Origin of the sequence: Paenibacillus sp. XY044, from assembly GCF_002257645.1 — a bacterium.
GTDB lineage: Bacteria > Bacillota > Bacilli > Paenibacillales > Paenibacillaceae > Paenibacillus_AQ.
Map to the genome: position 1 here is coordinate 227,684 of NZ_NQMO01000004.1, position 12,249 is coordinate 239,932.

The window sequence follows — 12,249 nt, forward strand, 5'->3', positions numbered from 1 at the left end:
CAATCCATAATAAACAGCCTGAAATGAAATGTTGTAAAATGTAGTTAATGGTAAGCATACCACATGAACAAAGGAGAACTGAAAATGAGAAAACTTGTTTTATTTTTGCATTCATCGCTTGACGGGTTTGTAGAAGGGCCAAACGGCGAAATGGACATTGGCTGGGTTTCCTACGATGCTGATTTGGAGAAACTCGCGAAAGAAATTCTGAGTACTGCCGACACGGTCATTTGGGGACGTGGGACTTATCAGATGATGCACAGTTATTGGCCAACTGTGCCTTCGAACCCATCAGCTTCGCAGCATGAACTGGATCATGCAGAGTGGATCGAAAAGACAGCCAAAATCGTTTTTTCCACGACGCTGGAGAAAGTCGAATGGAACAATTCCAGACTGGTGAAAGATAATGTAAAAGAAGAGATCATGAACCTTAAACAGCAGCCAGGCAGAGATATGGTCATCCTCGGCAGTCCTAGGTTCGCGCACTACCTTATGGAGCTTGATTTAATTGATGAGTATAAGATCACGGTTTCTCCTGTCCTGATCGGCAGCGGGTTGCCGTTATTCCAAGGCCTCAAAGAGAAGATCAATCTTAAACTTATCGAAAATAAAACTTTTGATTCTGGGGCCATTGGTCTCTTCTACCAGGCGGTTAGATGACCTAGTTTCATAGCTTAGTAACCCTTACACTGAAGATGTTGCATTGAGCTAACGGGAAAACGAGACATATGAAGGCAGCCGATCTTGATGATCGGCTGTCTTCTTTGCGCTAACGGACAGGATAGTGGTGCGCTATGCCGAATACCTAGTTTTAAGTTGATTTACCTAGAAAGCGCTGGAAAATTAACATGAAGATGTGATAGCCTTTGTTTGATAAAGTTTATAAGTACCGATTCAGTCTGACCGTTTAGAGGCGTATTTGGACATTCAGGTAAACCAATAATCAATTAGATTCAAGACAATAACTAGCATATTAAAGAGGAGAGTTCCTATGGGAGATCAGCTGAACTGGGCCGGGAATTATCGCTACTGCTCGACGGAGTTGCTTGAGCCTAAAAGTCTAGAAGAGGTCAAGGATTTAGTAGTTAGCCGCACAAGCATACGCGTGCTTGGCTCGCGCCATTCTTTTAACGGGATTGCCGACACCGCTGGCAGCCAGCTTTCGCTTCGAAAGATGAATCGGGTCATCGAACTCGACCGCGTACAGAGAACCGTAACCGTCGAGGGTGGCATTCGGTACGGCGATCTGTGCCGCTATTTAGAAGATCATGGCTACGCGTTGCATAATTTAGCGTCGCTACCGCACATAAGCGTGGCTGGCGCGGTGGCGACAGCCACGCACGGCTCGGGCGATCTTAATGCAGGCCTGGCGTCTTCTGTCCGTGCTATCGAGCTAATAAAATCGGATGGAGAAGTTACGGTACTCACGCGCGGGATAGACCCCGAGTTCGATGGGGCGGTTGTCGGACTTGGCGGACTGGGAGTCGTCACAAAGCTTCAACTGGATTTAGTACACTCGTTTCAGGTAAGTCAGACCGTATATGATCGTCTTCCTTTTTCTGCTCTGGATAGTGGCATAGACGAAATTTTCTCTTCCGCATACAGTGTCAGCTTGTTTACGAATTGGGCAGAGCCCATATTCAATCAAGTGTGGGTAAAACGAAAGTTGGGAATCAACGGGGAGGATGAGGCATCATCTGATTTCTTCGGGGCTTCACCAGCTCCGGAAAAACGGCATATGGTAACTGGCCAATCTGTGGTGAACTGTAGCGAGCAGTTAGGCACTCCTGGACCATGGTACGAACGGTTGCCACATTTTCGCATGGAATTTACCCCCAGCGCGGGCAATGAACTGCAAAGTGAATATTTCGTTCCGAGGCAGCATGCGGTCGAAGCGATACGTGCGCTAGGTAAACTGAGTGATAGAATTTCGCCTCTGCTCTTCATTTCCGAGATACGAACCATTGCCGCGGATACCCTCTGGATGAGCCCGTGCTACCGACAAGACAGTGTTGGTTTGCATTTTACGTGGAAGCCGGATTGGGAACGCGTGCGCCAGTTACTTCCGCTTGTAGAACGTGAACTGGAACCGTTTGGAGTACGCCCGCATTGGGCGAAACTGTTTACGATGGAGCCGGAAATGATACAAGGCCGGTATGAGCGGTTAGCGGATTTCCGTCAGCTGCTGCTTCGATACGATCCAATAGGGAAGTTTCGAAATACGTTCCTGGATCATTACATTATGCATTGATGTAAAGTATGAATTACCTTAATCATTAAGCAAACGGGCGGTTATGTTCAATGAGTCGCTATTTTAGTTTATTACAAAGCAGAAGGATCCGCTGCGGCGGATCCTTCTTACTTCTGCTGAAGCAGTCCTTATTTCTTTTACCAATGGCAAATAGGGTTACTGCCCGTGCTCGTTCGGGATATCGTATTTTAGAATGTCCATTCTCATCCTGTTTCCCCACTTTTTTAAAAACGGCGCAGACTCATGTTTTTCAACATGGGCCGTCATCGATTCTTGATCTTGCCACCGCTGGACAGTCAGTATGCGTCCGGCTCGTGCATCTTCCAAAGCAAAGGCATAAAAGAGACATCCCTTTTCAGCTCTCGTGCTGGAAACGACGGCCTGAACGTCTGCAGTGAACTCATTCACATCAGACGGATTTAGGTGAACGTAACCCATGAGTATAATCATTGTTACACGACCGTGAGCACGATCTTGCCTTGAATGTGCCCGCCGGCGGCTCGTTCATGGGCATTGCGAGCATCGGCAAGTGGAAACGTGCTGTCGATGGCGACGCGAACTTTGCCGGCATCGAGCAATCGCCCTAATTCTGCCAGCTGCGGGCCGTTTGAGCGCACTTGAGTCATCGATACCGTGACGCCCAGTTTTGCGGCCTCCTCGGCGTCGGAGAAGCCTAAGAATACCGGGAACAAAGTGCCGCCACGCTTGAGCGTACGCAAGAAACGACCGGTGGTCGGACCGCCGAGGGTATCGAGGACGAGATCAACGTCATGCGCGACGTCCTCGGGAAGACTCTTGGTGTAGTCGATGAATTCGTCGGCACCGAGCTCGCGCAGGAACGACTCATGCGTCCCCGATGCCACCGCGATGACGTGCGCACCCTTCAATTTGGCCAATTGTACCGCGAAGTGCCCCACGCCGCCCGCGGCACCATTGACGAGCACCGTCTTACCGCCGAGCGGCACCGGGCGATGCACCTCCGGTTGAAGCGGGTTCGGTTCATTGTGACCCAGGTCGATCAGAAACTGCCACGCGGTGAGGCCAGCCATCGGCGCCCCTGCGGCTTGCACGAAATCGATGCCAGCCGGCTTGAGTGCAAGGTCCGACGCTGGTGCGGCGACGTACTCGGCATAAGCAGCGCTCTCCCCAAAGCTAGGAAAGCGAACCATGCCGAAAACTTCATCGCCGACGGAGAAATCCTTCACATCCGTGGCTACCGCCTCGACGACACCCGCCACGTCCGACCCTAGAATGATGGGAAAGGGCACAGGCGGCCGCCACTCAGGAGGAAGCGACTTATACCCGTCACGCAGGTACCAGTCGGGGGGATTCATGCCAATCGCGTGAACGCGCACAAGCACTTCACCTGGCTTCAGTTCGGGAAATGGCGCCTCCTCGTATCGCAGTACCTCAGGACCGCCGAATTCATGCAGACGAATCGCCTTCATTGTATCTATAGACATCTTGCTTTCTCCTTTCATGTAGATGAGTTATACTTACCAGAGCAGTGCTCCACATAATCGGATCACTGTTCCGTTTAGAATTATACGGAGCACCGCTCCGGATGTCAAGGAGGAATTCTATGCGAGCCGATGCAATAAAAAACTATGAGCACATACTCGCAGTCGCGAACGTCGTTGTAACCGAGCACGGCGTCGATGCATCGCTGCGCGACATCGCTCGCAGAGCTGGTGTCGGGCTAGGCACACTATATCGTCATTTCCCGACGAGAGAGGCACTGCTCGAAGCTTTGCTCCGCTCAAGCTTCGACGAGTTTACGACAAAGGCGCGTGAGCTTGAAACGGCGAGTTCAGCCGATCATGCACTCGTATCGTGGCTACGCGACGTCGTTGCATTCACGGGCAACTATCAAGGCGTTGTGGACGTGATGATGGCAGCCAAGGAGGACCCGGAGTCCGCGCTCCACGCTTCGTGCGTCACGATGCGCACGGCAGGCACGCGACTTCTCGCTCGTGCTCAGGCCGAGGGCCTGGCGCGTACCGACATGGATGGTGATGATCTGTTCTCGCTAGCTGCTGCGCTTGCATGGCTCAGCAACCAGCCCTCTTCCGCGCCACGGGCTGAGCATCTCTTCAGCATTATCGCGAGTGCGATCTTGACGAATCGATCGAGCAGCAATTTCAGTGCGTAGCTAAATTAGTGCTACCCTAATAGTGGACTGTAGAACAACGATATCGTGCTTTGCTTACAAAAGATTGAACTAACGGGAAACGATAGCTCAAATATGACAAGACGGCAGCCGGCGAAGTGTTTGGCTGCCGTCGTTACGTTGATGGGCAGGAATGGATTAAGACACATGTCTGATCGCGACATCCCTATCGTCTATTGATTATTATAAAAACGGAGGTGATTATTGTGGAAGAGTTACTTTCACGAATGAAACATATACACGGAAGGTTGATTGATGGAAGGCGACATTTCTGGGACGTAGAGAAACTATGGGAATTATCTAAGCACTTGCCCGTTCATAAAATCAACATTGATTCAATAAAGGAACTGGATCAGGATTGTTGGTTTGCAGATAGTAGGAGGACACCCGTTCCGACGATACGCAATGTTGCGCTTCATTGTCAGCGGATTATCAATGCCAACATGGAATACCCCATATTATTATGTTCAGATGGACAATTAATTGATGGGGGACATCGAATTGCCAAAGCATTAATGGATGAAAAAAGTGAAATCGATGCCGTGTATATTACATTGCCGACGGCGGATGTGATTCAATGATGAACTAATGTCTAAAACCTTCTATTAGAAGCAATCTAGAAATAAATGCTCTAATAGGAGGTTTTATTTTATGCTTATAAGCGAAAATCCTTGACTTACAGTTAACTCTAGGCCTTATACTTCAACTAAACATGAAATAAACGCAGAGGATACAATGAAGACTAGGAAAGGAGATTGGAGTAAAAAATATCAGTATTTCAGAGAATAGAAACATAGAAACCATACTAGAATTGGAGATTCAATTCATAATGAGAAAAAATAATGTAGGGAATGTTTTCGGCCTGGCTTTGTTGTTGGGTTTATTTTCGACGTTAGGCCCATTTACGATTGATATGTATCTACCGGCATTTCCTGAAATCGCAAAGAATTTCAATACGAACGCTTCACTCGTCCAGTTTAGCCTAACGGCTTGTTTGCTTGGACTGGGCATAGGTCAGCTCGTTATGGGCTCGCTAAGCGATGTTTATGGCAGGCGAAATCCGCTGCTGATTTCCATGGCCGTTTATATCATCTCCTCGTTGGCTTGCGCATTCGCACCCAATATTGGATTGCTCATCCTATTCCGATTTGCCCAAGGATTTGCCGCTTCCGCGGGAATCGTCATCTCGCGAGCAATAGCCCGCGACCTTTACAGCGGTCACGAACTCACTAAATTTTTCTCTTTGCTTTTGCTTGTAGGTAACTTGGGTCCACTTGCTGCACCGATTGCAGGCAGCGGCATTCTTTCGTTCACGACGTGGATCGGCGTGTTTATTGCACTGGCCCTGCTAGGAATTTACTTATTGGCGATGACAAAATGGCGTTTGAAGGAGACTCTTCCAGCTGAAAGACGCGAGAAACCCAACTTCGCAAACCAGCTGCGCGGCTACGGACTGCTCTTGCGTGATCGGCAGTTCGTCGGCTACATGTTGGCACAGGGAATTATGATTGCTGGTGTCTTTGCTTATGTTTCGGGAACGCCTTTTATCTATCAAAATATTTATGGCGTCACACCGGCCGTTTTCGCATTGCTTTTCGGATCGAATGGCATCAGCTTGATTATAGGATCGCAATTAGTGGGGCGGATGGCGCATCGTATATCTGAACAGACATTTCTGCTATTTGGCTTATGGGTAGCCTTATTTGCAAGCATCGTCGTTTTAGTGGTCGCTGTAGTCCATGGTCCACTGTTCACCTTGGTCATACCCCTGTTTTTCTTTGTTTGTTCAATTGGCATTACATCAACTGCAGCGTTTCCGCTCGCCATGGAGAGACAGGCCAATATGGCAGGAAGTGCTGCCGCGCTATTGGGTGTCATCCCTTTTCTTCTAGGTGCGGTGGTTGCTCCTTTGGTTGGTATCGCAGGTGAAAACACCGCCGTTCCGCTAGGCGTCATTATTTTAGCGACGAGCGCTGCAGCCATGCTTGCTTATTTCGTACTGGTAAGAAAAGTTCCGCGTGAAGCATCACAACAAGCCCAATCCGAGCCTAATTTTTAGATCAGACTGAGTTTGTGCAGTTCAGCTAATGAGAATAGCTCCATCATGACAGGACGGCAGCCGGCGAAAATGTTCGGCTGCCGTTGTTATGTTAACGGGCAGGATACTTTAAGATCAACCGCGGTGAACCGTATCACAAACAAGTTTTTTGGGGAGAAACCCGCAGGAGTCTGCGTTGACTATTGCAAATACTTTGCTCGACGCTTTCAGAAGAGGCAGCGCAATCTCTTGGTAAAGCCTTGGTTGCTAAGCGCCGAGCTTCGGTCTATGGCAAGGGGGTTCTAAGAATTCTTTATGCCGTGTTTGTTTGCAATTTGCTCGCTTTGGTTGGGCTGGCCCTTACCCTTGGTGATCAAGTCGCGAAGGCTGCCGCTTATGTAGATGCCCCAGGAGTCCGTACAGATGGCGTAGCACTCATACGTGGGAACGAGGCCTACGTGCGTAAATCGAACTTCTGTTTTGCCGTCGTTCTTGGCGATTTCAAAGACGACGTCGGTATCCTTCCACTCGTTCTTGTCCTTTACGAAGTTAAAGTAGTTGTCTGTAATGTGCCAAACAACCTTTTTACCTGGAACAAGATCGGTGATTTGGATGGTGCAGCGGTGAATATCTTGGTAGTGGTACTTAAATTCACCGAGTTCGTCGGTAGTGCCCTCAATTTCCTCAGACCACCATCCGCGGACGTTATTGATGGCGGCGAAGACTTCTTCGGGGTTTTGGTCTACCTTAAAAAAAGTGCTGTAACTTTGATTCATGCAAGTTATCTCCCCTCGTTAATTGTTGACTACACACCGAGTATAAATTCCGTACTTGCAAAATGCAAGTACAAACTTGCGAAATGCAAGCACGAATTGTATAATCATTCTCATGAAAAAGCGACCTTCCACAGTTTGTCCAATCGTATATGCGCTCGACATATGGGGTGATCCCTGGAGCCTAGTCATACTTCGTGACGTCCTTATCCATAACAAGCGGTATTACCGCGAGTTTCTTGCTTCACGCGAGCACATCTCAACTAATATTTTGAGCGCACGGCTCCAATCGCTCGTCGAAGCAGGCCTGCTCGTCAAGATAGAAGGAGATTCAAACCGCGCACAAACCATGTACCGACCAACACAAAAGGCACTTGACCTGTTTCCGGTCGTTTTTGCCATTATGCACTGGGGCCTGAAATATAACCCTAATACCGATATGACTATTCCGATCATGCAAGAACTAACAACAAACGAAAAAGGGCTGGAGCTGCGCCTTTTGCAGAATTTCGACGATATTACATCATAAGAAATCGCGTCGCAATTCCTACGTTCTTAAGCCATGAAAATAGCTGCATACGGAGAAAGTATCAATATCGGTCTCGAAGCGATCGGTCAACAAAGCTGAAAACAGTGGGTTTTAGCCCAGGGGGCTGTCCCAAAAGGGTAGAGCGGAATGAGCCAATCCCAAATGTAAACAAATAAGCTTCCTGAACCACTGCTAAAGTGGAGATGGGAGCTTATTGTTTGCGGATTCCACACTTTAAGTGGGGACGTAAAAATGGAAAAAATGACTTTGGACAGCACCTTGTTCTAATTCAAAAACTTGCCGTTACAGACAGCGCGGTGAAGCTTATCACAAGGAATGATAGGTTTTTATTGTGCAACTCGAATCAAATATGCGAAGATCGCCAGTGCTATGATCGAAGGGAAAGGAGGGAGGACTTCCATGTACGAGTGGAACGAAATGGTCCAGCTTATGGTGGATTGGGTCGAAGCCAATATAACGGAGAGGTCGTCTTTATTGAAGATGTCGGAGCAGTTAGGGTATTCCCCTTACTATTGTTCCAGGCAGTTCAACCAATTGACCGGGATAACATTACGGGATTACGTCTGGACTCGAAGAATCAGTCATGCCGCCTTGGAGCTCCGCGACACGGACCAGCGGGTTCTGGATATTGCCCTAAAGTACGGGTTCTCATCACAAGAGGCGTTTACACGTGCGTTCAACAAAGCTTTTCAGCTCACCCCCGCAGCCTACCAAAAAGCTCCCCGACCTATTAAGTTGGCTATTCGTCAGGAGGTTTTCTCGCCTTATCATTATTTGATCAAGGAGCGGGATAAGATGAGCAAGTTGCATTTGCAACCAGCGGAGATCAAAGTCGAGTTCATTCCGGCGCACAAATTTATCGGGATTTGGGACAGTTCCGCAGCAAACTATGGGGACTTCTGGGGAAACGGACATTCTTGTGACGAGATCAGCGGCACGCTGGAGAGTATGTCCAACCACACCCTCCCTGGACAACTGGGTCAGACGGCGGGATGGTTTTACCAAAATGGTCAAAAGGGGTACTTGTATGGAATCCCCGTTTCACTGGAGTACGACAGGCCCATTCCGGAAGGGATGGAATGCAGGGAAATTCCGGAATCGGAATATTTGGTCTTTTTTCACCCGCCTTTCGACTACCTGAAGGATAATGGCGCTGTTATGAGAACAGTTGAAGAAGTGGCTTGGAACTTCGACCCCAAAGGTATGGGTTACAAATGGGATGATGGGATCAAACAGGACTACCAGCGGCATTTCCCAGAGGGATATGGCTATGCTGTGCTGCGGCCGGTAAAAAAGATATAGCCGATTATGTAATAACGTATTGGCCATCCCCAAAGGATCGAACATAATTGTCTCAAGTATGCAAGGTATTCATCACTCTATACTATTAAGATTGCGTTCGGGGACTGTAATGGAATTTATGAGTTGTATATATAAGGTGATAAAGTGATTTTGTAAAAAACCGTTCTTTTATCAAAAGAGCGGTCTTTTAACATTGTACTTAGAGCGAAGAGCCATAGTAAATGGAGGATTAACTTCTTCCGATTAGACGATTTATATAATTTATAAGATCCGGATTCTTCACTGGTTATCTATCACTCAGAATGTTGTATCCAGAAATTAGCCTTGATGAAAGAGAAGCGAAAATAATACAATTGTCCCCTGCAGGAGCTGCTTCGCTCGAAGGACAACCGACCCTCTGGACATGAAGCGGATAGCGGCTTAACCTTGTAGATAGGAAGTATTTGCATCTGCTGCCATTCGAGTAGTATCAGAAAATTGAGAACACAAGGGAGGCGGGACCTATGAGCGGTACGGCGGAACGGAAGCAAGCGGAAAGGAAAATCACAGTAGGCGAGACATTGGTTCATCCCGATGGACGGACGGTCACTTATGCGGCAAGAGGGACGGACGAGAAGGGTGATTTCCTGATCATCGAACATCGAGTGACGCGGCCGGGAGCAATGAACGGCCCCCACTGGCACCCGGTTCTTACGGAATCCTTTCAAGTAGCGGAGGGCCGTATGCGGTTCCTTGTGGATGGGAAGGAGAGCGTTCTCGAACCGGGCGGACAACTGACGATTCATCCGAACCAAGTCCATCAGTTCTGGAATGTCGGCGAACAGCCTCTGGTAGCTATCCATGAAATTCGTCCGCCGGGGCTGCACGGGAATATGTTCAGCCTGATCCACAAGCTGGAATGCGCGGGCAAGCTGACAGCGCAAGGGGTCCCGCGCAACCCGTTGTGGCTGGGATTGGCTTGGGAATGCATTGACGGGTACCTCGCCGGGCCTCCTCAGTGGGCGCAAAAAGTGTTTTTGGGAGGCTTGGCGAGGCTGGCCAAAGCGATCGGGTACCGGATTTGACGCTTGCACCCTGACCGGAATGGTGGTCACACCGGCGTTTTCGCGTTGCTTTTCGGATCGAATGGCAACATTCATCCGTCAGTAAGAGATGTGGGAAAAAGCCAAGAGGAGGGGCGTGGCCTTCTTGGCTTCTTCGTGCATTACATTACCATAGTGAGCTCAAAACCTCTTTCAGCCGCTCGGCAAACGGCTTGGGCTGCACCTGGTAGCCAATGTGGTTTTCCGGGAACTCGGCGATGTCTACCCCCAAACGTTCTGCCAATCCTTCGGCGGAGCGGGCGGGAAAATAATTTCTGGAAGTGCTGCCTACAGCGGGGCGGACCTGGGCAGCCGAGTGAGATAGCGCAGTTTGGAGCTGCTCCAGATTGAAAGCATAACCGAGCACGCCCGGCGCTTCATTTGCCATGAAGTATTCCATATTTGCAATCATGCGTTCCTTTTGCTCATCGCTTGGCGGTGAAGAAGGGCCGTCATCGTCTTGCAGTCCAATGGACGAAGTGAACTTGAAAAAAGCCGGGAATAAGCCTAACTTGCGGTGATCGGCGATCAGGTCCTCCATGATCGTCCTGGCCTGTGACCGTTCATCGCCATGTAAAAGATCAAGCAAGGGTGGTTCATGCGGAATCAACGCGTGCACCTGGCCGGGATAGCGCATTGTCAGATCAAGACCAATCACCGCGCCGGAGCTGCTGCCGAAAATGTAAGCCGGCTCATCGGTTAACGCGGCCAAGAGTCGGTGAGCATCGTCACTGTGCGTCTCGATCCGGTATTCCTCAGCCGGATTGGTGAGCTTGCTGCGGGAGTGGCCCCGGCGGTCGTAAGTAACGACCGTATACTGATCTGCAAGGTGGTCCGCGACCTCTAGAAATACGTCGGCGTCCCCGCATCCTCCGTGGATCATCAGAAGTACAGGCCCTGCCCCGCGCACCTCATAGTGGATGTTTGCTCCAGGCACAGATAACATATCCGCTTTTATCATACTCATTTCATCTCCTCCTTGTAAGAAGATCATAAAGCAGCTTTATGAACTGAATATGAATCAAGGGTATCGGTTGGGATGCGTTTTTCCTATTGGTAATTCCTCACAGGGACGTGCCAAAGTTGACAAAGGGTCTAACCGCAATTAATATACCTATAGGGGTATATGTATATGAGTGTAAGCGGTCGAGCTGATAGTCTCAAGAGTCGCTAAACTAACATCGATAAGGAGTGAAATAGCATGGCATTCAAATTTCCCAAAGCAACGACACCGCAGGAAGTGGCATCAAGACTGAATCATGGTGAGAAGTTGTATATGCTGGATGTTCGCGAGCCCGCGGAATGGGCTGCGGGTCATGTAGAAGGTGCCAAGCATATTCCGATAGGGCAACTTTCGGAACGACTGCATGAGCTTGATTCGTCGAAGGAGATCATCGTGATTTGCCGCAGCGGCAATCGAAGCGGCCTTGCCTGTGAATTGCTGAGCGAAAAAGGATTCGACGTGGTGAATATGACTGGAGGCTTGAACGACTGGAATGATGTTGTCCGCAAACCTCTGGCAAAACAATAAAAATTGCCCGCATTCTGCATAAGCGTGGATTCCGGCAGCTGTTAACGGTACAAGCTCATGCTTTTCTGAAACAAGCGAAAGCTAAAGGATGTGAAAACGTTGGAAACGGGAACAATCATCAATTTCGTTGTCATCGCGTTGTTCGGATGGTCTGTATTTACGAGGTTAAAACCGGTTAAAGGACTCCGGAACCTAAACGCGCAGGAGTTTAGTAACGAATTGAAAAAGCCGGGTAAACCCATACTGATCGATGTCCGTGAACCGAGTGAATTTGAGGGGGGATTTATTGCCGGGTCCCAAAACATGCCGCTGTCCCAACTGCCCGGATTGCTCACTGAAATCCCGAAGGATCAACCGGTGCTCCTCTACTGCCGAAGCGGTATGCGCAGTAAAAGCGCGGCGAAGATGCTGCTTAAAAACGGGCACAAGCAGATTGGGCATTTACAGGGCGGTTTGGGCGCCTGGAACGGTAAACTGACACGTAAGTAATATTCATGTTTATGTTTGGTTAAGGTAATCTATGGCGAGATCAAAACGGGAGGCTGACATGCG

The 12,249-nt window shown here is 49.1% G+C and carries 14 protein-coding genes; 10 read left to right on the plus strand and 4 right to left on the minus strand.

Annotated elements, in window-relative coordinates:
• Positions 1 to 84 precede the first annotated feature (84 nt).
• Positions 85 to 660 carry a dihydrofolate reductase family protein gene (locus tag CJP46_RS18485; protein ID WP_094597103.1) on the plus strand — a complete coding sequence of 192 codons (576 nt, stop codon included), beginning with the start codon at positions 85 to 87 and terminating at the stop codon, positions 658 to 660.
• 331 nt (positions 661 to 991) lie between these two features.
• A complete protein-coding gene (locus CJP46_RS18490) occupies positions 992 to 2,251 on the plus strand; it encodes an FAD-binding protein (protein ID WP_094597104.1) in 1,260 nt (419 codons plus the stop codon).
• 156 nt (positions 2,252 to 2,407) lie between these two features.
• Here CJP46_RS18490 and CJP46_RS37585 read toward each other — a convergent pair whose 3' ends face one another.
• Positions 2,408 to 2,701, minus strand: coding sequence for a putative quinol monooxygenase (locus tag CJP46_RS37585; RefSeq protein WP_094597105.1), 294 nt, complete (start codon positions 2,699 to 2,701; stop codon positions 2,408 to 2,410).
• 2 nt (positions 2,702 to 2,703) lie between these two features.
• The gene (locus CJP46_RS18500; RefSeq protein ID WP_094597106.1) at positions 2,704 to 3,714 is read right to left on the minus strand and encodes an NADP-dependent oxidoreductase; all 1,011 of its coding nucleotides are present in this window, start codon (positions 3,712 to 3,714) and stop codon (positions 2,704 to 2,706) included.
• A 119-nt stretch (positions 3,715 to 3,833) separates the two neighbouring features.
• Between CJP46_RS18500 and CJP46_RS18505 the strand changes: the two genes are divergently transcribed.
• The 3 genes from CJP46_RS18505 to CJP46_RS18515 all read left to right on the plus strand — a co-directional run bounded on the left by CJP46_RS18505 (position 3,834) and on the right by CJP46_RS18515 (position 6,480).
• Positions 3,834 to 4,403 (plus strand): TetR/AcrR family transcriptional regulator, encoded by a 570-nt coding sequence (locus CJP46_RS18505; RefSeq protein ID WP_094597107.1) that lies wholly within the window; start codon positions 3,834 to 3,836, stop codon positions 4,401 to 4,403.
• Positions 4,404 to 4,627: 224 nt separating this feature from the next.
• Complete coding sequence (locus CJP46_RS18510; protein WP_094597108.1) at positions 4,628 to 5,002, plus strand: hypothetical protein; 375 nt, start codon at positions 4,628 to 4,630, stop codon at positions 5,000 to 5,002.
• A 248-nt stretch (positions 5,003 to 5,250) separates the two neighbouring features.
• Positions 5,251 to 6,480, plus strand: a complete 1,230-nt coding sequence (locus CJP46_RS18515; RefSeq protein WP_094597109.1) for a multidrug effflux MFS transporter — start codon at positions 5,251 to 5,253, stop codon at positions 6,478 to 6,480.
• A 281-nt stretch (positions 6,481 to 6,761) separates the two neighbouring features.
• Here the strand turns inward: CJP46_RS18515 and CJP46_RS18520 are convergent, their stop codons facing one another.
• A complete protein-coding gene (locus CJP46_RS18520; RefSeq protein ID WP_094597110.1) occupies positions 6,762 to 7,235 on the minus strand; it encodes an SRPBCC family protein in 474 nt (157 codons plus the stop codon).
• A 112-nt stretch (positions 7,236 to 7,347) separates the two neighbouring features.
• Between CJP46_RS18520 and CJP46_RS18525 the strand changes: the two genes are divergently transcribed.
• The 3 genes from CJP46_RS18525 to CJP46_RS18535 all read left to right on the plus strand — a co-directional run bounded on the left by CJP46_RS18525 (position 7,348) and on the right by CJP46_RS18535 (position 10,148).
• Complete coding sequence (locus CJP46_RS18525) at positions 7,348 to 7,761, plus strand: winged helix-turn-helix transcriptional regulator (RefSeq protein ID WP_143812996.1); 414 nt, start codon at positions 7,348 to 7,350, stop codon at positions 7,759 to 7,761.
• Positions 7,762 to 8,181: 420 nt separating this feature from the next.
• Positions 8,182 to 9,084 (plus strand): AraC family transcriptional regulator, encoded by a 903-nt coding sequence (locus CJP46_RS18530; RefSeq protein ID WP_094597112.1) that lies wholly within the window; start codon positions 8,182 to 8,184, stop codon positions 9,082 to 9,084.
• Between the two features lie 503 nt (positions 9,085 to 9,587).
• Positions 9,588 to 10,148: a cupin domain-containing protein gene (locus CJP46_RS18535; RefSeq protein ID WP_094597113.1), complete on the plus strand. Its 561-nt coding sequence runs from the start codon at positions 9,588 to 9,590 to the stop codon at positions 10,146 to 10,148.
• A gap of 145 nt (positions 10,149 to 10,293) precedes the next feature.
• On the opposite strand, the gene CJP46_RS18540 is transcribed toward CJP46_RS18535, so the two are convergent.
• Complete coding sequence (locus CJP46_RS18540; RefSeq protein WP_094597114.1) at positions 10,294 to 11,133, minus strand: alpha/beta hydrolase; 840 nt, start codon at positions 11,131 to 11,133, stop codon at positions 10,294 to 10,296.
• 234 nt (positions 11,134 to 11,367) lie between these two features.
• On the opposite strand from CJP46_RS18540, the gene CJP46_RS18545 reads away from it, so the two are divergent.
• Both CJP46_RS18545 and CJP46_RS18550 read left to right on the plus strand, forming a co-directional pair.
• Positions 11,368 to 11,697, plus strand: coding sequence for a rhodanese-like domain-containing protein (locus CJP46_RS18545; RefSeq protein WP_094597115.1), 330 nt, complete (start codon positions 11,368 to 11,370; stop codon positions 11,695 to 11,697).
• Between the two features lie 99 nt (positions 11,698 to 11,796).
• Positions 11,797 to 12,186: a rhodanese-like domain-containing protein gene (locus CJP46_RS18550; protein WP_094597116.1), complete on the plus strand. Its 390-nt coding sequence runs from the start codon at positions 11,797 to 11,799 to the stop codon at positions 12,184 to 12,186.
• Positions 12,187 to 12,249 lie beyond the last annotated feature (63 nt).

What these genes read in the sequence shown, in the direction of transcription:
- CJP46_RS18505 (WP_094597107.1), top strand. Translation starts at nt 3,834, where the DNA reads ATGCGAGCCGATGCAATAAAAAACTATGAGCACATACTCGCAGTCGCG.
- CJP46_RS18530 (WP_094597112.1), top strand. Translation starts at nt 8,182, where the DNA reads ATGTACGAGTGGAACGAAATGGTCCAGCTTATGGTGGATTGGGTCGAA.
- CJP46_RS37585 (WP_094597105.1), bottom strand. Translation starts at nt 2,701, where the DNA reads ATGATTATACTCATGGGTTACGTTCACCTAAATCCGTCTGATGTGAAT.
- CJP46_RS18545 (WP_094597115.1), top strand. Translation starts at nt 11,368, where the DNA reads ATGGCATTCAAATTTCCCAAAGCAACGACACCGCAGGAAGTGGCATCA.
- CJP46_RS18540 (WP_094597114.1), bottom strand. Translation starts at nt 11,133, where the DNA reads ATGAGTATGATAAAAGCGGATATGTTATCTGTGCCTGGAGCAAACATC.
- CJP46_RS18500 (WP_094597106.1), bottom strand. Translation starts at nt 3,714, where the DNA reads ATGTCTATAGATACAATGAAGGCGATTCGTCTGCATGAATTCGGCGGT.
- CJP46_RS18525 (WP_143812996.1), top strand. Translation starts at nt 7,348, where the DNA reads ATGAAAAAGCGACCTTCCACAGTTTGTCCAATCGTATATGCGCTCGAC.
- CJP46_RS18490 (WP_094597104.1), top strand. Translation starts at nt 992, where the DNA reads ATGGGAGATCAGCTGAACTGGGCCGGGAATTATCGCTACTGCTCGACG.
- CJP46_RS18535 (WP_094597113.1), top strand. Translation starts at nt 9,588, where the DNA reads ATGAGCGGTACGGCGGAACGGAAGCAAGCGGAAAGGAAAATCACAGTA.
- CJP46_RS18515 (WP_094597109.1), top strand. Translation starts at nt 5,251, where the DNA reads ATGAGAAAAAATAATGTAGGGAATGTTTTCGGCCTGGCTTTGTTGTTG.
- CJP46_RS18485 (WP_094597103.1), top strand. Translation starts at nt 85, where the DNA reads ATGAGAAAACTTGTTTTATTTTTGCATTCATCGCTTGACGGGTTTGTA.
- CJP46_RS18520 (WP_094597110.1), bottom strand. Translation starts at nt 7,235, where the DNA reads ATGAATCAAAGTTACAGCACTTTTTTTAAGGTAGACCAAAACCCCGAA.